We start from the raw sequence: 19929 nt of genomic DNA on the forward strand, positions 1-19929 counted from the left end.
GGTCCTCCCGGTCATGCGGGCAGCCGGGGTACGGCGGCCAAGAGACGGCGTGTGTACGGGTGTTGGGGCTCGGCCAGGACGGATGCGGCCGGACCCAGTTCGACGGCGCGGCCGTCCTTCATCACCAGCACGTCGGTACACAGACGCCGCACGACGCCGATGTCGTGGGAGACGAGCAGCAGCGTCAGCCCGTACGCCTCGGCGAGGTCGTCCAGGAGGGAGAGGATCTGAGCGCGCACCGACACGTCGAGGGCACTGAGCGGTTCGTCGCCGACGAGGACCTTCGGACCGGGGGCGAGGGCACGTGCGATGGCGATGCGTTGCCGCTGTCCGCCGGAGAACTCGTGCGGATACCGGCCGCGCACGGACGGGTCCAGGCCGACCGCGCGCAGCAGTTCGTCCACCCGGTCGTCGTGGTCGCCGGGCAGTTTGAGGCACTCCAGCGGCTCGGCGACGATGTCGCGGACAGTGGCACGCGGGTCGAGAGAGCCCATCGGGTCCTGCAGCACGACCTGCACCTCGCGCCGGAACCACGGCAGCCTGCCCGGCTTCACCTCGCGCCCGCGGTAGTGCACCGTTCCGGTGTCCGGCCGGTCCAGGGCGAGCAGGAGCCGGGCCAGGGTCGACTTGCCGGAGCCGGACTCCCCCACGATGCCGAGGCTGTGGCCTTCCCGGAGCTCCAGCGACACGTCCTGGACAGCGTGGCGGTGAACGGCAGGCGCGAACAGCGAGGTGCGCGGCAGCCGGAAGGTGCGGCTGAGCCCAGTGCCCTTCAGAAGCTGTGTCATCGAGTGACCTCCTCGGATCCCGTGGCACGGGCGGCCGCCACCAGCCGCTGCGTGTAGGGGTGTCGGGGAGTTCGTACGAGGGCGTCGGTGGCACCTTCCTCGACGAGCCGTCCGTCCTTGAGCACGGCGGCTCGTGAGCAGAGCTGGGCGACGACGGCGAGGTCGTGGCTGATGAACAGCAATGCGGTGCCGTGGTCGCGGACCAGGTCGTCCAGGAGCTTGAGCATGTCGGCCTGGACGGTGACGTCGAGGGCGGTGCTGGGTTCGTCGGCGATGAGCAACGCCGGGCGGGTGGCGAGGGCCATCGCGAGGCCGACGCGCTGACGCTGGCCGCCGGAGAGCTCGTGCGGCCAGGAGCGGACGATGAGATCCGGGTCCGGCAGGCCCACCTGTGCGGCGAGTTCGACGGCAGCGGCCCGGGCCTGGCGCCGGTTGAGCCCGCGGTGCAGCCGCAGCGGCTCGACGAGCTGCTTCCCTGTGCGCATCAGCGGGTTGAGGGCGCTCATGGGTTCCTGGAAGACCATGGCCATGCGCTCGCCGCGCAACCGGGACAGCTCCCTGTCGCCAAGGCCCAGCAGTTCCTGGCCGCCGAGCCGGATGCTGCCGGTGGCCCGGGCGCCGTCCGGGAGGAGTCCCAGCACGGCGAGGGCGGTGAGCGACTTGCCGGAGCCGGATTCGCCGATCAGTGCGAGCCGTTCGCCAGGGTTGATCGACAGGCTCACCTTGTCGATGACGGTCGTACCACCGATCCGCACGCTCAGATCGGAGATCGTCAGCAGGCTCATGACGCCTCCCGCACGCGCAGTCGGGCGTCGGCCGCCTCGCGCAGCCCGTCGCCGAGCAGGTTGAACCCGAGCACGGAGGCGGCCACGGCGAGCCCCGGCCAGATGACGAGCAGCGGGCGAGCCGCGATGTACTGCTGCTGCTCGTGCAGCATGCGCCCCCAGGAGACCGCGGGCGCCGGCGCGCCGAACCCCAGGAACGACAGCGCCGCCTCGGCGAGCACCGCCACGGACAGCACCAGCGAGAGCTGCACGACCAGGGTGGGCGCGATGTTCGGCAGCAGGTGCTTTCGGACGGTACGCCAGGTACCGGACCCGGCGGCGTGCGCGGCCAGCACGTAGTCGGTGTTCAGCACCCGCCCCGCCTCGGCGCGGGCGACCCGGGCGAGGTTGACGCCCGCGCCGACGCCGACCGCGGTGACCACCGTCCAGGTGGAGCCGCCGTACACCGCGGTAAGGATCATCGCGATCAGCAGGACGGGGAACGCGATCAGCACGTCCGTGAGCTGGACGACGGCGGCGCCGATCCAGCGCGGTACGAGCACCGCCGCCAGTGCCAGGGCGAGCCCCACGACAGCGGCGATCGCCGCCGCGAGCAGGGCGGTCAGCAGAGTGCCGCGCGCTCCGGCCAGCAGCTGGCTCAGCTCGTCGCGGCCCAGCCGGTCAGTGCCCAGCAGGTGGCCGCCGGAGAACGGCAGCAGCCAGCCGTCCCGCGGACGCGCGAGGGTGGGGTCGTACGGCGTCCAGACGAAGGAGACCAGTGCGGACAGGAGGAGAAGGCCGACGAGGACCAGGCCGACCGAGCCGCTGCGGCTCTTCAGAAGCGCTCTGGAGACGGTCATACGGCGCTCCGCAGCCGGGGGTCGATCAGCCGGTGCGCGAGGTCGACGAGGAACCCGATGACCAGTACCGCCCCGGTGAGCAGCAGGATCTCGCCCTGCACCTTGTCCAGGTCCCGGTTGCCGACGTCCGTGATCAGCATCTGGCCGACGCCGGGCAGCACGAAGACCTGCTCCACCACGACCGCCCCCGCGACCAGCGCCGCGATCTGCAAACCGAGCACGGACACCACGGGCACCGCCGCGTTGCGCAGCCCGTGCCGCACCAGCGCGCCGGTGCGCGTGTGGCCCTTGGCCCGGGCGGTGCGCAGCCAGTCCTGGTGCAGGACGTCCAGTACGGCGGAGCGCACGAACCGCAGCAGTACGGCGCCCTCGGACAGGGCCAGCGTCAGCCACGGCAGGACCAGGCTGCGCAGCGCCTGCCCCGGCTCGGCCCAGCCGTCCACGGGGAACCCCTGCGCGGGCAGCCAGCGGACCTGGACGGCGAACACGACGACGAGCAGCAGACCCAGCCACAGTGTCGGCAACGCGATGCCGAGTTGCCCGAAGGCGTTGACCACGCCACCGAGCCGCGAGCCCCGGCGTACGGCGGCGACGATGCCCAACGGCACGGCGAAGACGAGCGCGAGGACGACCGCGCCGGCGGCCAGCGGTCCGGTCACCGCGAACTTCTCGACGAGCTGCCCCGACACCGACGTACCGTCGAGGACAGACCGCCCGAAGTCGCCGGTGACGACTCCGCCGATCCAGCTGCCGTACTGCGCGGCGAGCGGCCGGTCCAGGCCCAGGTCATGGCGTACGGCCGCGACCTGGGCCGGTGTGGCCTTGATGCCGCCGATGGTCTGGGCGATGTCGCCGGGCAGCAGCCGTAGCACCAGGAAGATCAGCACGCTGGCGGCGAGCAGGGACACCACCAGCAGTGCGGCCCGGCGCACCACATACAGGGTCACGCCGGCCTCACTTCTTCTTCGCCACGGCGAGGTTCACCAGGTCGTAGCGGTTGCTGGTGAAGTTGCGCGGTACACCGCTGACCCCGCTGCGCAGGACGGTGAGGGTCTGGTTGACGAACAGCCAGTCGGCCGCGGCGTCCTGGGAGACCTGGCGGGCGGCCTTCTTCAGCAGAGCGTCCCGCTCGGCGTCTCCGGCGGCGGTCTGCGCGGCGACGTACCACTTCTGGACGTTCGCGTTGTCGTAGCCGAAGTAGTAGGCGGGGTTGGCGAAGTTGTTCAGGTCGCGGGCTTCTGCGTGGTCGACGAGGCTGAGCTGGTAGTCGTGCTTGGTGTAGACGCTGTCGAGCCAGGTCTGGAACTCCACTTGGCGCACGGTGAGTTGGATGCCCACCTGCTTCAGCTCGGAGGCGAGGTAGTCACCGATCTCCGCCGGGTAGATGTTGGGTGTCTGGACGGTGAGCTTCAGGCCGCCGCCGTAACCGGCCTGCTGGAGCAGCTTCTTGGCGCCCTCCGGGTCGTAGGCGTCGATCGCGGTGAGGTCCTCGTAGCCAGGGTCGGTGGCCGGGACGGGGCCGCCGACCGGCTTGGCCGCGCCGCCGAGGGCCTTGATGAGACCGGCGTTGTCGACGGCCCGGCGGATGGCGCGCCGTACCCGCACGTCCTTGGTCGGGCCGGAGGCGTTGTTGAACGCGAGCGTGAACTTGTCGGTGGTGTCTCCGCGCAGGACGGTGTACTTGCTCCGGTCAGAGAACGGCTGGAGCAGGGTCGCGTCCGCAGCGGTCTCGATGTCGGTCTGCCCCGTCTGCTGGGCGTTGTTGGCGGCGTTTTCGTCCTTGATGTAGTGGAATACGACCTTGGCGACCTTGGCCTTCTTCCCCCAGTAGGCGTCGTTGCGGACGAAGGTGATGGACGAACCGCGCTTCCAGCCGGACAGCTTGAAGGGCCCGGTGCCGTTCTCCTTCCCGGCGAGGGAGGAGAAGTCCGTCCCCTTCTTGAAGACGACGCCCGCCCGGCCTGTCAGGCCCCAGGTGAAGCCGGTGTCACGGTGCTTGAGCGTGACGACGACGGTGTGGTCGTCGGAGGCGGAGACGCTCTTGACCGAGGCGAGCGCCGCCGCGTCGGGGTTCTTCGAGCCCTTCGCGGTGACCTGTCGCAAGGACCAGACGGCGTCGTCCGCGGTCACCTTGGTTCCGTCGTGGAAGGTGGCGCTCTTCGCGAGGCGGAAGGTGTAGGTGAGCCCGTCCGGCGACTCGTCGTACGACGTGGCCAGGCTCGGCTCGATCCTGTTGTTCTCGTCGCGGGTCAGCAGGCCCTGGTAGATGTTGTCGAGCAGGATCTGGTCGAGGGCCGCGCCGGCCGTGGAGGCGATGTCGAGGCTGGTCGGCTCCAGGACGAGGCGTACGTCGACCGTCGCGTGCGTGTCGATGTCGGCGGGCTGGGCGGCCTGGCTGGTCTGTCCGGCGTTCGCCGGGTCGTCTGCCGAACCGGTGCCACACGCCGTCGCGGCCAGGCCAGCGAGTACTGCGGTGGCGGCGAGCTGGAGGGCGGTGCTGCGGCGCATGGCGGATCTTGCTCCCCGGGTGTGTGAAGGGCGGTTCATACGGCGGCTGCCCGCAGGCCGGTTTGGAGGTCGGCGATCAGATCGCCGACGCCTTCCAGACCGACCGACAGTCGCACCAGGCCCGGCGTGACACCTGCGGCGAGCCGCTGGTCCGGGGTGAGTTGGGCGTGGGTGGTGGAGGCCGGGTGGATGACGAGGCTGCGTACGTCGCCGATGTTCGCGAGATGGCTGAACAGCCGCACTCCCTCGACGAATCGGCGCCCCGCCTCCAGGCCGTCGGCGAGTTCGAACGCGAGGACCGCTCCGGCACCGCGCGGCAGATAGCGCTTGGCCTGCGTCCGCCACGGGCTGGACGGCAGTCCGGCGTAGTGCACCCGCGTCACCTGCGGCTGCTCCTCCAGCCACTGGGCGAGCAACTGGGCGTTGGACACGTGCCGTTCGATACGCAGGCTGAGCGTCTCCAGGCCCTGCAGGAGCAGGAAGCTGTTGAAGGGGGAGACGGCCGGCCCCAGATCCCGGACCAGCCGGGTGCGCAGACGCAGCGCGTAGGCGAGGCCGAGCTCGGAGAAGGAGTCCCAGAAGGACAGCCCGTTGTACGTCGGATCGGGGCGGGTCAGCCCCGGCCAGCGGTCGGGATCCGCACCGAAGTCGAAGCGTCCGCTGTCGACGACGGCCCCACCGATGCCGGTGCCGTGGCCGGACAGGAACTTGGTGGTGGAGTGCACGACGATGTCGGCGCCGTGCTCGAAGGGCCGCAGCAGGTACGGCGTGAGCACGGTGTTGTCGACGACGAGGGGCACGCCGATCTCATGGGCGATGCGGGCGACCGCCTCGAGGTCGAGGACGTTGCCGCGCGGGTTGCCGATGGTCTCGCCGAAGAAGGCCTTCGTGGTGGGGCGTACGGCCGTGTACCAGGCGCTCAGGTCATCCGGGTCATCGACGAAGGTGACGTCGATGCCGAAGTCGGCGAAGGTGTGCTCCAGGAGGGTGCGGGTGCCGCCGTACAAGGACGAGGAGGCGACGATATGGTCGCCCGCGCGGGCCAGGTTGAGCAGGGCGAGGCTCGTCGCGGCCTGGCCGCTGGCCACGGCGACCGCCGCCGTTCCGCCCTCCAGGGCGGCGATCCGCTCCTCGGCCACGGCGGTGGTCGGGTTCGACAGCCTCGTGTAGGCGTGGGTGGTCAGGTCGGCCAGTTCAAAGGCCGCGGCGGCGTGCGCGGTGTCCCGGAAGACGTAGCTGGTGGCCGGGTGGATCGGCACCGCTCGTGTGCCGGTGGCCGGGTCGGGGACCGCGCCGGCGTGCACCTGCCGGGTCTCGAAGGCCCAGTTGCTCATCGGTTCTCTCGCTTCTCCAGGACGTCGGACCACCAGCGTTCGGCGACGCGTGGATGGGAGCGAAGCCAGCCGACGACGGCGTTCTCCCCGAAGGCGGCCAGGAGCGGGTTGTCCGGGTCGTCAGTGACACCGCGACTCAACGCGGCGAGTTCCGGTGGGAGTTGGAGCCGCTTGACGACCGCGTCGAGGCGCGGGCCGAGGAAGAAGGGGATTGAGTAGCGGTGCACGCCCGACTGCGGGCTGACGACCCGGTGTTGAGTGGCTTTCAGATACCCCTGGGTGGCGATCTCCAGCATCTCGCCGATGTTGAACACGAAGGCGTCGGGCACCGGGACCGCGTCGATCCACTCACCGTCCTCGCGCTGCACCTGGAGCCCGCCCACCTCGTCCTGCTGGAGCAGCGCGAGATAGCCGTAATCCTTGTGCGCGCCCACACCCTGGTCGGCGTCCTCGGCGGCGCGCGGCGGGTAGTGCACGATCTTCACGTGGACGGCGGCCTCGTCGTCGAACCACTGGTCGAAGTAGCCCTCGTCCTGTCCGAGCGCCGCCGCGAGGGCGCGCAGCACCTCACGGCTCACCCGCAGCGCCTCCGCCTGCCAGCGCAGCACGATATCCCTCAACTCCGGTAGCGCGGAGGGCCATTGGTTGGGGCCGATCAGACGCAGGTAGTCGGGATCGTCCGGGCCGGCATCGAGCGCCTCCCGTTCCGGCCCGATGTCGATCTGCTCACGCCAGTCGGCACCGCCCGCCGTGTACTCGGTTCCGGTGCGCGTATAGCCGCGGAACTGGGGCGAGTTGAGGTTCTCGATCTCCAGGCGCTGCTTTTCCGGCAGTGCGAAGAAGGCGCGGGCCGCGCTCAGCACGTCGTCACGTAGTGGTGCGGGGACGCCGTGCCCGGTGACGTAGAAGAAGCCGACTTCGTGGGCGGCGGAACGGAGTTCGGCGAGGAAGGCGTCACGGTCGGCGTCCGGGGCGCGGAAGCGGGAGATGTCGATGACGGGCAGGGCTGTGGGCTGGGCCATGGGGATTCCTTCGCGGCACGGCAGGCCGACTGCGCATCACAACTGCCCAGCGACGTGGGCTGGTTGAGCGGCAGAAGCGGGATCAGGCGGAGAGAGTAAGGGCGCGGGTCGCGAGCCGTGGAACGGCGATCAGCAACAGACCTGGTCGAACTGGTCGGCGCGGCGGCTCACCCAGAACGGGTCGAGCAGCACCGTGTGTGCCGTGCCAGTGGTCTCCATGACCGGATCAAAGCACACCCGGGAAGGTGCGTCCACCACGCATCCCGCAACGTGAGACACCCGCTGGGGCGGTGGACAGAGGCGGTCGCGATCGACCCCGGCCACGAGTGTTCTGCGGTCACCCGCCGCAGATCGGCGCACGGGCGGAACTGGCGTCGGGCATCCCCTCCGCCGATGACCTCCGGCTGATCGCATCCCCTTGGGCCACGACGGCTTCCACGTCGGGGTGGAGCAGGTCGCCGTGCTCGTGGGAGAGCTCGTCCGCTGGCCGGGTCCGGGAGGTCCCGGCTCGCCGAGCGGCTCAGCCGCCGAGTTCCAGCGGCAGCGCCGGATCCTTGGACCACTCCTCCAGCGAGCCGTCGTAGACGGCGATGTCGTCCCGTCCGAGGAGGGTGAGGGCGAGTGCCGTGCCCGCGGCCGAGATGCCGCCGCCGCAGTACAGGACGACCGGCGAGTCGGCGCCGTGGAGGACCGCGTCGGCGCGGGCGGCGAGTTCGGGGCCGGGCAGGACACGGCCCGCGAAGTCCAGCAGGTCACGGCCCGGAAGGCTGCGGCTGCCGGGGATGTGGCCGCGGCGGCTGTAGCGGGTGGGAGCGGAGCCGTCGAAGCCGCCGGCCGGCAGGGCGCACACCAGCGTGCCGGGACGGTCGCCGCGGCTGATGGCGGCCACCTCCTCGACCCCTACCCACAGTTCTGGCCGCGGGAGCGGGGTCAGAGGTGGCACGGCCGGACCGCGGCCGATGTCGTCGCCGCTGACGAGCGGACGCCCGGCCGCCTGCCACGCCTCCAGGCCGCCGTCGAGGACGGCCGCCGGCACGGAGATCGCCCGCAGCATCCACCACAGCCGGGCCGCCCAGATGCCACCACCGCTGTCGTACGTCACGACCGCGTCGCCCTCCGCCACACCGAGCCGCGCGAGCGCGGCGGCCAGGGCGTCGGGGGACGGCACGGCGAAGTGGTACGGCGCGTCGTGGTCGGAGAATTCTCCCGTGAGGTCGGCGTGGCGGGAGCCGGGAAGGTGCCGTTCGGTCCAGGCGGCCCGGCCGCTCGCACACCGGTAGTCGCCGTCGTGCCGGGGCGAGGGCAGCAGGGCGGTGGCGTCGAGGACGACCACGCGGGGGTCATCGAGACGGGCGGCGAGCCAGGTGTCGTCGACCAGGGGACCGGGCAGCAGGGAGCTCATGGCGGCCGATCGTACGTCCGTGAACTGGGCGTCTCACCGTCGATCGAGGTCATCCCATATGTCGGACCGCGCTTGCGCGGCCTCCCGGGTATGCCGTTATGGTTTCGGCCATCTACGCGGGAGCCCCTACCCGACCGGGCTGAGAGGGCGTCTGGGATCCGTTCGTTCGAACGCGGTCCCCATGGGGACGCCGACCGCACCAACCACGCCAGCCAGGCGTCCCGCGTAGGAGTTCACGTGTCTGCAGCAGTCGAGCCGAAGCGACCGGTATTCCACACCCCGGTGCGCTGCTCCTGTTGTTGTCGCTGACCCGCCTCACGCCCTTCTCACCGTTCACCACCGCGCGCTCGCGCACCTCCTTCGGAGTACTCCCATGCCGCACATCCGGGTCATGCTCGACTATTTTCATCCTTGGCCGAATTCAGCCGGTCTGTACGTCTCCCGTGCCCGTGGCTGGTTCGCGGAGGCAGGGCTGGACGTGGAGCTGGTCGTCCAGGATCCGGGACGCGGTGACACGCTGGAGTATCTGGCGCGGGGCGAGGTGGACTTCGGGATCTTCCCGCCGAACCGGCTGCTGGCCCGCCGCGCCGCGCGCGCCCAGCCGCTGATCGCGGTGGCCGCGGTCAACCACCGTGGCCTGGAGGCGATTCAGACCACGACCTCGACCGGCATCACCCGTCCCCGCGACCTCGCGGGCCGCCGTCTCGCCCTCAACCCGACCCCGCGCGGCCGCGCCATGGTCCGGCACCTGGTCGCGGCCGACGGCGGCGACCCGGGTGCCGTGCTCCTCGTCGACGCGGGCACCCGTGAACTGACCGTGGACGACATCGAGGCGGGCGAGGCCGACGCCACCTTCGGCACCTACTGGTCCTGGGACGCCCTGCGCGGCGACCTGCCCGAGGAGCGGCGGCTGACCTGGCCGGTGGACGAGATCGGCGCACCCCGCTACCACAGCTACCTGCTGGGCACGAGCGAGTCCCTGCTCGCCGAACGGCCTTCGCTCATACGGGACTTCCTCGCCGTCACGGCCCGGGGCTATGCCGCCGCCGCGCGTGAGCAGGACGACACCCTGACGCTGCTGGAGGGCGTGATCCCGTACTTCCCGCGCCCGCTCATCGCCCGTTCGCTCGCGCTGATCACCTCCACCTGGACAGACCCGGACGGCCGTTGGGGCGTCATCGATGAGAGCCGGATGGGCCCCTACGCGCACTGGCTCGCGGAGAACGGCGCGATCGCACACGATCGCGACTGGGACAGGTCCTTCACCAACGGTCTGCTGGACGTAGCCGCGTGACCTTCCTCACCCGTCGCCTGACCATCGACTTCAAACGAGTGGACAGCGCGCTGTGTCGGGCGTGACCGCCTCGCACCGCCTGTCTCCCCTCCGTACGAAGGACCCGTCATGCACCGCCGCACCCTGCTGTCCGCGATAGCCGCGACCTCCCTGCTCGCCGTCACCACCGCCTGCTCCACCGACGCCGACTCCTCGGCCGCGGCGAAGGACGGCACCACGACCGTCACCCTCGCCCTGGACTGGACACCCAACACCAACCACACCGGCATCTACGTCGCCCAGGCCAAGGGCTGGTTCAAGGACGCCGGCATCGACCTGAGGATCGTGCCGTACGGCTCCACCGCGCCCGAGACGCTGCTCGCCAACCACAAGGCCGACTTCGGCATCTCCTACCAGGAGGGCGTGACGACCGCACGGGCGGCCGGTGCCGACATCACCTCCGTCTACGCGGTCACGCAGAAGACGAACGTCACCATCGCCGTCCGCGCCAACCGCCACGACATCGCCTCCCCGAAGGACCTCGACGGCAAGACATACGCCGGTTTCGGCGCCCCCTACGAGAAGCCGCTGCTGCAGAAGGTCATCCAGAACGCGGGCGGCAAGGGTGACTTCAAGCAGGTCACCCTCAATACCTCGGCATACGCGGCGCTTTACGCGGGCAAGGCCGACTTCGCGATGCCGATGCCGACCTGGGAGGGCCTGGAGGCGGAGCTGAGCGGCAAGCCGCTCAAGAACTTCCAGCTGTCCGAATACGGCTTCCCGGCGATCTACTCGACGCTCGTCGCGTCCTCGGATCAGTTCCTGAAGAGAAACCCGGCGCTGGCGAAGAAGTTCGTGGCGGCCCTCGACAAGGGCTACCGCTACGCCGCCGCCAACCCCGACAAGGCGGCCGACCTGCTCATCTCCGAGAACAAGAGCGTGCTCACCAACACCGAACTGGTGAAGAAGAGTGAGGCGCTGCTGGCGAAGGAGTACTACAAGGCGGCGGACGGCACGATCGGCACCCAGAGCACCGAGCGCTGGCAGGCCTTCGCCGACTTCGAGTACAAGGCCGGACTGCTGGTCGACGCCGACGGCAAGAAGCTGACGAAGGCCCCGGACGCCTCGTCCTTCTTCAGCAACGCCTACCTCCCGGCCGCCAAGTGAGGCCGCTGCTGCGGTCGTTGTGGCCGCCGCTGCTGGTGCTGGCCGTGGTGGTCGGCGCCTGGCAGCTGTACGTCACCGCTGTCGGCGTCGATCCGACGACATTGCCCTCGCCCGCACGCGTCGTCGAGCAGGGCTGGGCGAACCGTGCGGACCTGTGGGCGCAGACGCTGCCGACCCTTCAGGAGACCCTGCTCGGCTTCGCGCTCTCCTTCGCGGCGGCCTGGCTGGTCGCGGTCCTGCTGGACTTCTCCGCGGCGGCCCGCCGCGGCCTGTACCCGCTGCTGGTCGCCTCACAGACGATCCCGATCGTCGCAGTGGCACCGCTGCTGATCATCTGGTTCGGCTTCGGGCTGCTGCCGAAGATGCTGGTGGTGACGCTGACGACGTTCTTCCCCCTGGCCGCCAACCTGGCCGCCGGCTTCGCGGCGACCGACCGCGAGGCGATGCGGCTGCTCCGCTCCCTGGGCGCGGGCCGGTGGCGGGCCTTCCGTCTGGTGCGGGTGCCGAGCGCGATGCCGTACTTCTTCGCGGGCCTGAGGGTGAGCATCACCTACGCCGTCGTGGGCGCCGTCTTCGCCGAGTACGCGGGTGCCGAGGCGGGCCTCGGGATCTATATGCAGGCGCAGAAGAGCGCGTTCCGTACGGACCTGGTGTTCGCGGCGGTGGGGGTGACGGCGGCGTTGAGCATCGCTCTGTTCGGGGCCACGTATCTGCTGCAGCGGCTGGTGCTGCCGTGGGAGCGAAAGGTGGGCAAGTGAGCAGTCTGCGCATCGAGGGTGTGGGCAAGTCCTTCGACGACCTGGAGGTGCTGCGGAACCTCCAACTCTCCGTCGAACCAGCCGAGTTCGCGGCGGTCATCGGGCCGAGCGGTTCCGGCAAGAGCACCCTGTTCGACCTGGTCTCCGGCCTCGACCGGCCCACGTCGGGACAGGTGCTGGTGGAGGACGAACCGGCCTCCGTGGAGTCCGGCAAGGTCGCCTACATGCCGCAGAAAGACCTGCTGGTCCCGTGGCGGACGGTCCTCGGCAACACGGCACTCGGCCTCGAGGCCCAGGGGATGAGGAAGAGGGAGGCGCGGGCGCGGGCCGACGCGCTGTTCGCCGACTTCGGGCTCGACGGCTTCCAGAACGCGTATCCGACCCAGCTCAGCGGCGGTATGCGACAGCGAGCAGCGCTGTTGCGCACGGTGGTGCTGGGGCGGCCGGTCCTGCTGCTGGACGAGCCGTTCGGCGCACTGGACTCGCTCACTCGGACCGAGATGCAGTTGTGGCTGGCCGACATGTGGCAGCGACACCGCTGGACCGTCGTCCTGGTCACCCACGACATCCGCGAGGCGGTCCTGCTCGCGGACACCGTACATGTGCTGTCCCCGCGCCCCGCCACGGTCGTGGAGCGCATCGAAGTGCCACTCCCCCGCCCGCGCGGCCAGGCGGACTTCACCGCACCCGAGTTCGCGGCGACCGAACGCCGGGTCCTGGAAACCCTGCACGGCACAACGGCGGTGAAGGCGCCGTGAGTTCACATCTGGCACACGGCCTCGGCACCGACCCGGTCGAGCCAGACTGGGCTCCGCTCACGGACGCCGAGGTGACGGACGTCGTCGGCCCGGCGCGGGTGGTGTGGCGCAGCCCGCGTCCCCTGTCGGCGGCGGCCGTCGTCGAGCGCGACGGACGGCGCCTGTTCGTGAAACGGCACCACATCACCGTACGAAACCTTGAAGGGCTGGCCGAGGAGCACGCGTTCCTGCGCCATCTGCGGCGCCACGGTGCCCCGGTGGTGGAGGTCCTGGACACGGCGGAGCGCGGTGAGTGGGCCTACGAGGTCCACTCGACAGGCGTCGGCATGGACCTGTACCGGGACGCGCTGTCCTGGTCGCCGTTCAGGTCCGCCGTGCACGCGCGGGCGGCCGGCGAGGCACTGGCCCGGCTGCACCTGGCGGCGCAGGGATTCGACGCGCCGCGCCGCCGAGTGCAGCCGCTGGTCGCATCGTTCACGGTATTCGCGTCCAGCGAGCCCCTGCTCGCTCTGGAAGGACATGTGGCCGCGCGGCCCGAACTGGCCGACGCCCTCAAGGAGTTCCCGTGGCGCGAGGACACCGAACGCGTCCTGGTACCACTGCACGAGCGGCTGTCCCCACACCTCGACGGCCTCGCCCCGCTGTGGACCCACAACGACTGGCACGCCTCCAACCTGCTGTGGGACGCCGACGGCCAGGTGGCCACGGTCCTGGACTTCGGCATGAGCGACAGCACGACCGCCGTGCACGACCTGGCAACGGCCATCGAACGCAACGCGGTCCAGTGGCTGCAACCGGGCTACCCGGTACGCGACGAGGACGCCCTGGCCCTCCTGGAGGGCTACCGCTCGGTGCGACCGCTGACAGCCTACGAGTCGGCCGCACTCCCCGCACTCCTGCCTCTGGTACACGCGGAGTTCGCGCTCTCCGAGCTCGGCTATTTCCACGGCGTCACACGATCGGCGCGGAACGCCCGCCTGGCCTACGAGTACTACGTCGGCCACGCGGAGTGGTTCGCCGGCACCGACGGCAAGCGCCTCCTGCGGCGACTGGCGGAAGGGTGAACCGTGCTCATCGTCATGGGTGGGATGCCCGGCACCGGAAAGACCACCCTCGCCCGTCTCCTGGCGGCGCAGATCGGGGCGGTCCACCTGAGGGTGGACACCATCGAGCAGGCGATCGTCCGCTCCGGACTGGCACAGCACCCCGTCGGCCCGGTGGGTTACGTCGTCGGATACGCCCTGGCCGAGGAGCATCTGCGGCAGGGGCTGACCGTGATCGCTGAGTCGGTGAACCCGCTGAGAGTGACGCGTGACGCCTGGCGGGCCACGGCGGTCGGGGCGGGTGTGCCTGTCCTCGAGGTAGAGGTGGTCTGCTCGGACCCGGCTGAACACCGGCGCCGCGTGACCTCACGGTCCGTCGACATTCCGGACCTGCCGTTGCCGGACTGGCAGCAGATCGTCGACCGCGATTACGAGCCATGGGACCGCGAGCGCTTCGTCGTCGACACGGCCGGGCAGGAACCGCGCCAGTCACTGGCCGAGCTGTTCGCTCGCCTCCGGTCGCCCTGACGGGTACCTGGCTGCGGCACGACGCGCGGACTCGGGCAACTCAGCTCTGACGGATCAGCCAACGGCCGTCCTCCTGCTCGGAGTCGTCCTCGACCAGCCCCACCACGGTCCAGTCCGCGGGCCGGTGCCGTCCGTCCGCCGTGCGGGTGGCGCTCCAGTGCCACACCGTGACGCAGGCCTGCAGGTGGGGCCGCCCGTCGGTCCACTCGATCAGGGTCTGTCCCACGACGTGCGCGACCGTGGGCTCGTGCCGGCCGGCCCGGCCCGCGGACATGAAGGCGGCGAAGTCGTCGCGCCCGTGGAAGCGCTGGGTGGGCCCGGGCATCACGTCGTACTCGATCAGCGCGTCCTTGGTGAAACACTCCACGAGCCGCCGGTACCGGCCCGTGTCCACCAGCCGGAAGAACGTGTAGGAGGTCCGGTAGATCTCCCGCTCGGCCTTGATGGTCACCGGAAGATCGTGGTCATTCGGGGAAAGCATGCCGGCGTCAGAGCACGGTCACCGGGTGGCGCACCACCGCGTCGAACAGATAGCCCTGCGTGTTGAACACGGCGGTGTCCGGCTGGGTGCGGCCCGCCGTGTCCGTGGCGCGTGCCAGCAAATGTGTCGGGCCGGGCGTGCCAGGTGTCCAGGGAACGGACCAGCGCGTCCAGGTGCCGGAACGCGGCCGGTCGTGCAGTCGGGCCCGCCGCCATTTCGTCCCACCGTCGGTGCTGACGTCGACCCGCACGACGGCGCCCGCACCCGACCAGGACCGGCCGTGCAGCACCTGGCTCTCCCCTGCCGGGAACGTCGCCCCGCTCGCCAGTTCGAAGGCGCTCTTGATCGTCTGCCGGGTGAGCGGCGTACTGCCCTCCTGCGGGTAGGCGGGGCCGAACAGCCGGTAGAAGGTGGTGTTCCACGGTGAGTACAGCGGCTGCGCCGACACCTCGATGTCGCCGACCCATTTGATCGAGGCGATCCCCACCCACGAGGGCACGAGCACGCGCACCGGGTGGCCGTGGTCGTACGGAAGCGGCTCGCCGTTCATCTCGTATGCGAGCAGCACGTCGTCCAGCGCCTTGGCCAGCGGCAGTGGGCGGCGAACCCGGCCCAGACTCTCGCCGCCGCTGACGTACTCCGCGTCCAGGCCACGGGGCTGTACGTCCACTGCGTACGGGGACAGCCCGGCCCTGCGCAGCACGTCGGCCAGGCGTACCCCGCGCCAGCGCGCGACGCCGACCGCTCCCAGCGTCCACGCAGTGCCCGTGACCGTTTGGCCCTGCTGTGTCGAGTAGTAGCTGCGGCCGTTTCCGGCGCACTCGACGAACGCGGTCCGGGTGACGGCCGGCAGGGCGCGCAGATCGTCGTATCCGAACTCCACCGGCCTGTCCTCGGCGGGTGTGCCGCGCAGCCCGTCACCCCACAGTCTCAGCCGCCAGTCGGCGACGTCCAGGACGGGCGTCGCGGTGTGGTTGCGGACGAAGAACAGAGCGTTGGGAGTGTGGTGGCCGGTTCCACGCAGCGCCTCCCAGCGGGTCTCGGCATTGGTGCCGCGTGGGATGAACCACTCGGGCGGCAGCGGTTTGAGGATCGGCGAGTCGGCGGCGTGAGCGGGATTTGGCACGGGGAGTGCGGTGGCGGCGGCGGTCGCGGCCAGCAGCGTCAGCAACCGACGCCGCGTGACTCCTTCCGCTCTGGCCTCCCCGGCGAGCCACTGGCGCAGCCTGCGGCGGTCGTAGGCGATCTCGTGGCGGGCGGCGGAACCGGCAGCAGACATGGCTGTCCCGTCATGGGTGGTGGATGGGAGAAGGGGCGCCGGCGGAGCGCGGCATCGACGCAATACGGAGCGTCCTCGGCAGGCCTGCGCGGACGAAACCGACGGCGCATACGTGACAAGGCCGCCGAAGGAGAGAACCCGGGGAGAAAACCGGTCAGCCGGTGAATCGACACAGCGCGGCGGCGACCCGGACGAGGTCCACGGCGCGGCGACGGGTCAGAGGCTCCGGCGGAAACATGACGCGATGCAAGCACGTCGTCCGGTCGGTGTCAACGAAGCCGTTATGCAGAGTAGTTGGAGCCCGGGCGCGGCTCAGGTCAGACACGGACGGGTGCTGTGTCGCGGGCCGGCAGTTCGAGCCCCAGGTTCTCGCGGAGCGTGGTGCCGGTGTAGTCGGCGGCGACGATCTTTCGTTTGCGCAGCTCGTGCAGGAGGCCGTTGACGACGAAGTCATGCTGGCGTGGGTCCGCGAGACCGCCCAGCGAGATCACGTCCAGGACGCCTGCGCGGAAGCGTTCCTCGACGGCGTCGGCGAGTTGCTCGGGGGTTCCCGCGGCGGCCCAGTGTCCGGTGTCCTGTGCCGCGATGATGAGCTCCCGCAACGTGTGGCCCTGCCGCGCGTAGCCGGCGAAGATGTCGACCCGGCCACGGCGGCGGTTCACCGACGCCACGTCGGGCAGCAGGCTCTGCGGCAGGGGCGCGTCGAGCGAAAGCTCCGACAGGTCGACTCCACCGCCGAGCATGTCGGCCAGCTGGGCACGGCCGCGTTCGAAGTCGATCGACTCCCGCTTCTCGCGCACGAGCCGCTTCGCCTCCTCCTCGGTGGCGCCATACGTGGCATGGAACGAGCTGAAGATCAGCGGCAGTCCGTCGGCCCGTCCCAGGCTGCGGGCCTGGTCGCGGATCTTCCGGGTGAAGTCCAGGGCGTGGTCGAGGGTGGGCAGGGACGTGAACACGATCTCCGCGTAGCGGGCGCCCAGCGCGGTCCCCGCCGCGGACTGCCCGGCCTGTATCTGCACCGGGCGGCGCTGCGGCAGCGGCGGGATGTTCAGCGGACCGGTGACGGTGAAGAACCGGCCGGAGTGGTGGATCGGGTGCACCCGCTTGCGGTGCAGCACCGCCCTGCCGTCCGCGTCGGTCGTCAGCGCGCCGGGTTCCCAGCTGTCCCACAACGCGTTGACCACGTCCAGTGTCTCCGCGGCGCGTGCGTAGCGTTCCTCCGGGCTGGGCAGTTCGCCGGCGCCGAAGTTCTCTTCACCGATCGAGGAGGTCACCAGGTTCCAGGCGGCCCGCCCGTTGCTGACGTGATCGAGCGTGCCGAAGAGCCGGGCCAGGTTGAACGGGTGGTGGAAGGTGCTCGACACCGTCGCGATCAGGCCGATCCGCGAGGTCACCTGGCTCAGTGCCGAGACGAAGACCAGCGGCTCCTGAGAACCGATCGCTCCCTGGGCGTCGAACCTGAGCAGATCGGCGGTGAACAGCGCGTCGAACCGCGCCGCTTCGGCGAGCTTCGCCACCCGCACGGCGGTGTCCAGGGTGGATCGGGTCGGATCGATCGCCAGGTCGTACGTCTCCGACGTGCCACCGGCTCCGGTCACGGTCTTCAGCGTTCTGGGCTGTTTTGCGCTCACTGTTCATCCGTTCTCATCGATGTCGGTGGCATCCGGGAGCGGCGGGCTTTTTCTGGTAGGGCGGTCTTTCCCGAAGGCCGGCCTTTTGCAGGGAGGGGCGAACACCCCACGCACGCGGTCAAGCCCGGTCGGGCATCACGGGTGGCGCGGGGCTGCCGGCAGCAGGCCGGGAGGTCGGTCAGCGACAGAGCGCGGCGTGGGTCCGGCACAGGTCGACGTGTCGGCGCCTCGTCCAGACCGGCGGCGCAGCCGCGACCGGTCCGACGTGCGTTGCCCTCACCATGACTCCCATCGGACCGGGCGCAAGTACCCGGCAGTACGCGGATCAGGCGGCCCTGGCCGCCGCGGCGTCGACAAGCCGCATCGCTCGGCACTGGGTTTGATCAACGGCATCATGATGTGCCGCTGGACCACGGGACCGCAAGGCCGCCTGCCGTAGCGGCTGAGCGGCACCAGGGGCACGCTGTCGAACGCGCCGCTGCCACGGAGGATCAGGACCTGTTGGCACGCCGCGGCCACACCGGCGTCATGGTCGGGTTCCACCTCGGCGACCAGGCACTCGGGGATGTCGATGTCGGGGATCTTGGCTGCGAGTTCGCGGGCCATGCCGGGCGCGGGCCACCATCACCCCGCATAGACGTCACGACCGCTGATGGGGGCCTCGAGCCGGTTGGCCGCGGCGTGGCTCGCCCTCCACGTGATCGGGCTCTTCGGCGATCGCCTCGGTCCTGGTGCCCGCGGCCGGCGCCGGAATCTGTAGCATCCGGCTCATGGACGTGGCGACGGGTGCACTGCCCAGAGGGCTCGGGCTGGTGGAACGGGTGGTCCGGGGGGAGCTCGACAGCCGAGGGGGACCCGGGGTGGTCCGGCTGGCGGAGGAGAGCGGGCTGGACAAGGGGCACGCGTCGCGACTGCTGCGGGATTTGGTCGGCACCGGGACACTGGCCCGGGACGGGCACGAGTTCCGCGCCGGGGCGGATCTGCTGGCCGTCGCGGCGGAGGCCGGGCCGTGGGGCGTGGAAAGCCGGGCGCTGCTGCGGCACTTGGTGGTCCGCTTCGGGGCGTGTGCGTACGTGGACGTGCTCTGTGGGGCGATGGTGCTCTCGGTGCGGGCCGAGCTGGCGGCCTGGGCCGAGTTCTCCTGGGCGCGGGCGGGGCGGCTGACGCCGGTCTGGTGCACCGGGGCGGGGCGGGCGCTGCTCTTCGACCACTCGCGGGCGGAGGTGGCACAACTCCTGGGCGGTGAGGACTTCATCGGGGCGGGCGGCCCCTACGCGCCGCGGACCGTGGACGATCTGCTGGCGCGGGTCGCCGCGGACTCCGGGCGCGGGGTCGCGGTGTGCGAGAGCGAGTACGACGAGGACGTACTGGAGGTGGCCGCGCCGGTGCGGGACGCGCGCGGGGACGTGGTGGCGGCGGTCAGCGCCGTCGTGCCGCACGCGGCGGCCAGGGACGACCGGGACGAGATCGTCGCCGCGATCGGAGACGCGGCGGCGCGACTGGCCTCCCTCCTCGGCTGAACCCCGGCTGGACCACGGCTGCTCAGTCCTGGTCCGTCTCCCCGTCCGTCGAGCGCAGTGCGGCGGTCAGCCAATCGCTCCAGCGCACCACCGACTCCGCGCAGGCCGCCGTCGCCGGCTCGAGACGGCGGCGGGGGCCGACGACCTGCACGGCGGCGACGATCTCTCCGCGGAAGTCCCTGACCGGAGCGGCGAGCGAGTAAAGACCCGGTTCGGCCTCCTGGTCGACGACCGAGTAGCCCCGCTTTCGGGCCGCGTGCAGGCGGGTCAGGAAGTCGGCCAGGTCGGCGGGGGTGTTGGGGCCGTGCCGGACGAAGGCCGTGCGGGCGAGAACGGCGGAGACCTCGGTGTCGTCGGCGTCGAAGAGCAGGGCCTGTCCGGCGTCACTGCAGTAGGCGGGATAGGCGCGGCCCACCCAGGAGACGAACGAGGACAGCGCCGGCGGCATCGACTCGAGGATCGTCACCGAACTGGCGCCCCGCAGGACTCCCAGGTAGGCGCACTCTCCCGTGTCGGCGGCGACGCCCTCCAGCGCGGTGCGGCCGTCCCGGCGCAGGCGGGCCTCGGTGATCTGCTGGGCCCGCGCGTACAGCTCCCAGGCGACGGAGTAGCGCAGCGACGCGGGATCACGGCGCAGGAACCGGGCTGTCTCAAGGCTCCGCAGGATACGGGAGACCTGGCTTCGTTCGCGGCCCAGCAGCGCGGCGACCTCGGCGGCGGTGTGGCCGCGCGGGTCCTGCGACGGGTGCTGGGCGAAGAGTCGGAGCACGGCCATGCCGCGTTTCAGGCTGCTGTCGGTGGTCATCGCGGGCC

20 protein-coding genes are annotated in these 19929 nt (G+C 70.8%); 7 read left to right on the top strand and 13 right to left on the bottom strand.

Going from position 1 to position 19929, the window contains the following annotated elements; all coding sequences use genetic code 11:
* Positions 1-11 precede the first annotated feature (11 nt).
* The 8 genes from ACWCQ1_RS45665 to ACWCQ1_RS45700 form a co-directional block, all read right to left on the bottom strand.
* The gene (locus ACWCQ1_RS45665) at positions 12-788 is read right to left on the bottom strand and encodes an ATP-binding cassette domain-containing protein (protein ID WP_451029301.1); all 777 of its coding nucleotides are present in this window, start codon (positions 786-788) and stop codon (positions 12-14) included.
* A complete protein-coding gene (locus tag ACWCQ1_RS45670; RefSeq protein WP_451029302.1) occupies positions 785-1573 on the bottom strand; it encodes an ATP-binding cassette domain-containing protein in 789 nt (262 codons plus the stop codon). Before ACWCQ1_RS45670 ends, ACWCQ1_RS45665 begins: the two co-directional genes overlap by 4 nt.
* On the bottom strand, positions 1570-2412 hold the full coding sequence (locus tag ACWCQ1_RS45675; RefSeq protein WP_451029303.1) for an ABC transporter permease: 843 nt from the start codon (positions 2410-2412) through the stop codon (positions 1570-1572). The genes ACWCQ1_RS45670 and ACWCQ1_RS45675 overlap by 4 nt, the downstream gene beginning before the upstream one ends.
* Positions 2409-3359: an ABC transporter permease gene (locus tag ACWCQ1_RS45680; protein ID WP_451029304.1), complete on the bottom strand. Its 951-nt coding sequence runs from the start codon at positions 3357-3359 to the stop codon at positions 2409-2411. The genes ACWCQ1_RS45675 and ACWCQ1_RS45680 overlap by 4 nt, the downstream gene beginning before the upstream one ends.
* 7 nt (positions 3360-3366) lie before the next feature.
* Positions 3367-4920, bottom strand: a complete 1554-nt coding sequence (locus tag ACWCQ1_RS45685) for an ABC transporter substrate-binding protein (RefSeq protein ID WP_451029305.1) — start codon at positions 4918-4920, stop codon at positions 3367-3369.
* Positions 4921-4955: 35 nt separating this feature from the next.
* The gene (locus tag ACWCQ1_RS45690; protein ID WP_451029306.1) at positions 4956-6254 is read right to left on the bottom strand and encodes an O-acetylhomoserine aminocarboxypropyltransferase/cysteine synthase family protein; all 1299 of its coding nucleotides are present in this window, start codon (positions 6252-6254) and stop codon (positions 4956-4958) included.
* The gene (locus tag ACWCQ1_RS45695; RefSeq protein ID WP_451029307.1) at positions 6251-7276 is read right to left on the bottom strand and encodes an isopenicillin N synthase family dioxygenase; all 1026 of its coding nucleotides are present in this window, start codon (positions 7274-7276) and stop codon (positions 6251-6253) included. The genes ACWCQ1_RS45690 and ACWCQ1_RS45695 overlap by 4 nt, the downstream gene beginning before the upstream one ends.
* A 520-nt stretch (positions 7277-7796) precedes the next feature.
* Positions 7797-8678, bottom strand: coding sequence for a sulfurtransferase (locus tag ACWCQ1_RS45700; RefSeq protein WP_451029308.1), 882 nt, complete (start codon positions 8676-8678; stop codon positions 7797-7799).
* A 373-nt stretch (positions 8679-9051) separates the two neighbouring features.
* On the opposite strand from ACWCQ1_RS45700, the gene ACWCQ1_RS45705 reads away from it, so the two are divergent.
* The 6 genes from ACWCQ1_RS45705 (at position 9052) to ACWCQ1_RS45730 (ending at position 14205) form a co-directional block, all read left to right on the top strand.
* Entirely contained in the window at positions 9052-9972 is a 921-nt protein-coding gene (locus tag ACWCQ1_RS45705) for an ABC transporter substrate-binding protein (RefSeq protein ID WP_451029309.1), read from the top strand.
* A 108-nt stretch (positions 9973-10080) separates the two neighbouring features.
* Positions 10081-11118 (top strand): ABC transporter substrate-binding protein, encoded by a 1038-nt coding sequence (locus ACWCQ1_RS45710; RefSeq protein WP_451029310.1) that lies wholly within the window; start codon positions 10081-10083, stop codon positions 11116-11118.
* Positions 11115-11876 carry an ABC transporter permease gene (locus tag ACWCQ1_RS45715; RefSeq protein ID WP_451029311.1) on the top strand — a complete coding sequence of 254 codons (762 nt, stop codon included), beginning with the start codon at positions 11115-11117 and terminating at the stop codon, positions 11874-11876. The genes ACWCQ1_RS45710 and ACWCQ1_RS45715 overlap by 4 nt, the downstream gene beginning before the upstream one ends.
* Positions 11873-12634, top strand: a complete 762-nt coding sequence (locus ACWCQ1_RS45720) for an ABC transporter ATP-binding protein (protein ID WP_451029312.1) — start codon at positions 11873-11875, stop codon at positions 12632-12634. The genes ACWCQ1_RS45715 and ACWCQ1_RS45720 overlap by 4 nt, the downstream gene beginning before the upstream one ends.
* On the top strand, positions 12631-13698 hold the full coding sequence (locus tag ACWCQ1_RS45725; RefSeq protein WP_451029313.1) for a phosphotransferase enzyme family protein: 1068 nt from the start codon (positions 12631-12633) through the stop codon (positions 13696-13698). Before ACWCQ1_RS45720 ends, ACWCQ1_RS45725 begins: the two co-directional genes overlap by 4 nt.
* 3 nt (positions 13699-13701) lie before the next feature.
* On the top strand, positions 13702-14205 hold the full coding sequence (locus tag ACWCQ1_RS45730; RefSeq protein ID WP_451029314.1) for an AAA family ATPase: 504 nt from the start codon (positions 13702-13704) through the stop codon (positions 14203-14205).
* 40 nt (positions 14206-14245) lie between these two features.
* On the opposite strand, the gene ACWCQ1_RS45735 is transcribed toward ACWCQ1_RS45730, so the two are convergent.
* From ACWCQ1_RS45735 to ACWCQ1_RS45750, 4 genes are all read right to left on the bottom strand, one after another.
* Complete coding sequence (locus ACWCQ1_RS45735) at positions 14246-14656, bottom strand: nuclear transport factor 2 family protein (RefSeq protein WP_451029315.1); 411 nt, start codon at positions 14654-14656, stop codon at positions 14246-14248.
* Between the two features lie 37 nt (positions 14657-14693).
* Positions 14694-15965, bottom strand: a complete 1272-nt coding sequence (locus ACWCQ1_RS45740; protein WP_451029316.1) for a sulfite oxidase — start codon at positions 15963-15965, stop codon at positions 14694-14696.
* Between the two features lie 317 nt (positions 15966-16282).
* Positions 16283-17563 (bottom strand): NtaA/DmoA family FMN-dependent monooxygenase, encoded by a 1281-nt coding sequence (locus tag ACWCQ1_RS45745; protein ID WP_451029317.1) that lies wholly within the window; start codon positions 17561-17563, stop codon positions 16283-16285.
* A gap of 309 nt (positions 17564-17872) precedes the next feature.
* Positions 17873-18202: a hypothetical protein gene (locus ACWCQ1_RS45750; protein WP_451029318.1), complete on the bottom strand. Its 330-nt coding sequence runs from the start codon at positions 18200-18202 to the stop codon at positions 17873-17875.
* Between the two features lie 164 nt (positions 18203-18366).
* Here ACWCQ1_RS45750 and ACWCQ1_RS45755 point away from each other — a divergent pair, with 164 nt between their 5' ends.
* Positions 18367-19116 (top strand): IclR family transcriptional regulator domain-containing protein, encoded by a 750-nt coding sequence (locus ACWCQ1_RS45755; protein WP_451029319.1) that lies wholly within the window; start codon positions 18367-18369, stop codon positions 19114-19116.
* A 22-nt stretch (positions 19117-19138) separates the two neighbouring features.
* On the opposite strand, the gene ACWCQ1_RS45760 is transcribed toward ACWCQ1_RS45755, so the two are convergent.
* The gene (locus tag ACWCQ1_RS45760; RefSeq protein ID WP_451029320.1) at positions 19139-19921 is read right to left on the bottom strand and encodes an IclR family transcriptional regulator; all 783 of its coding nucleotides are present in this window, start codon (positions 19919-19921) and stop codon (positions 19139-19141) included.
* Between the last annotated feature and the right edge of the window lie 8 nt (positions 19922-19929).

It is taken from the genome of Streptomyces sp. NPDC002144, assembly GCF_053593695.1.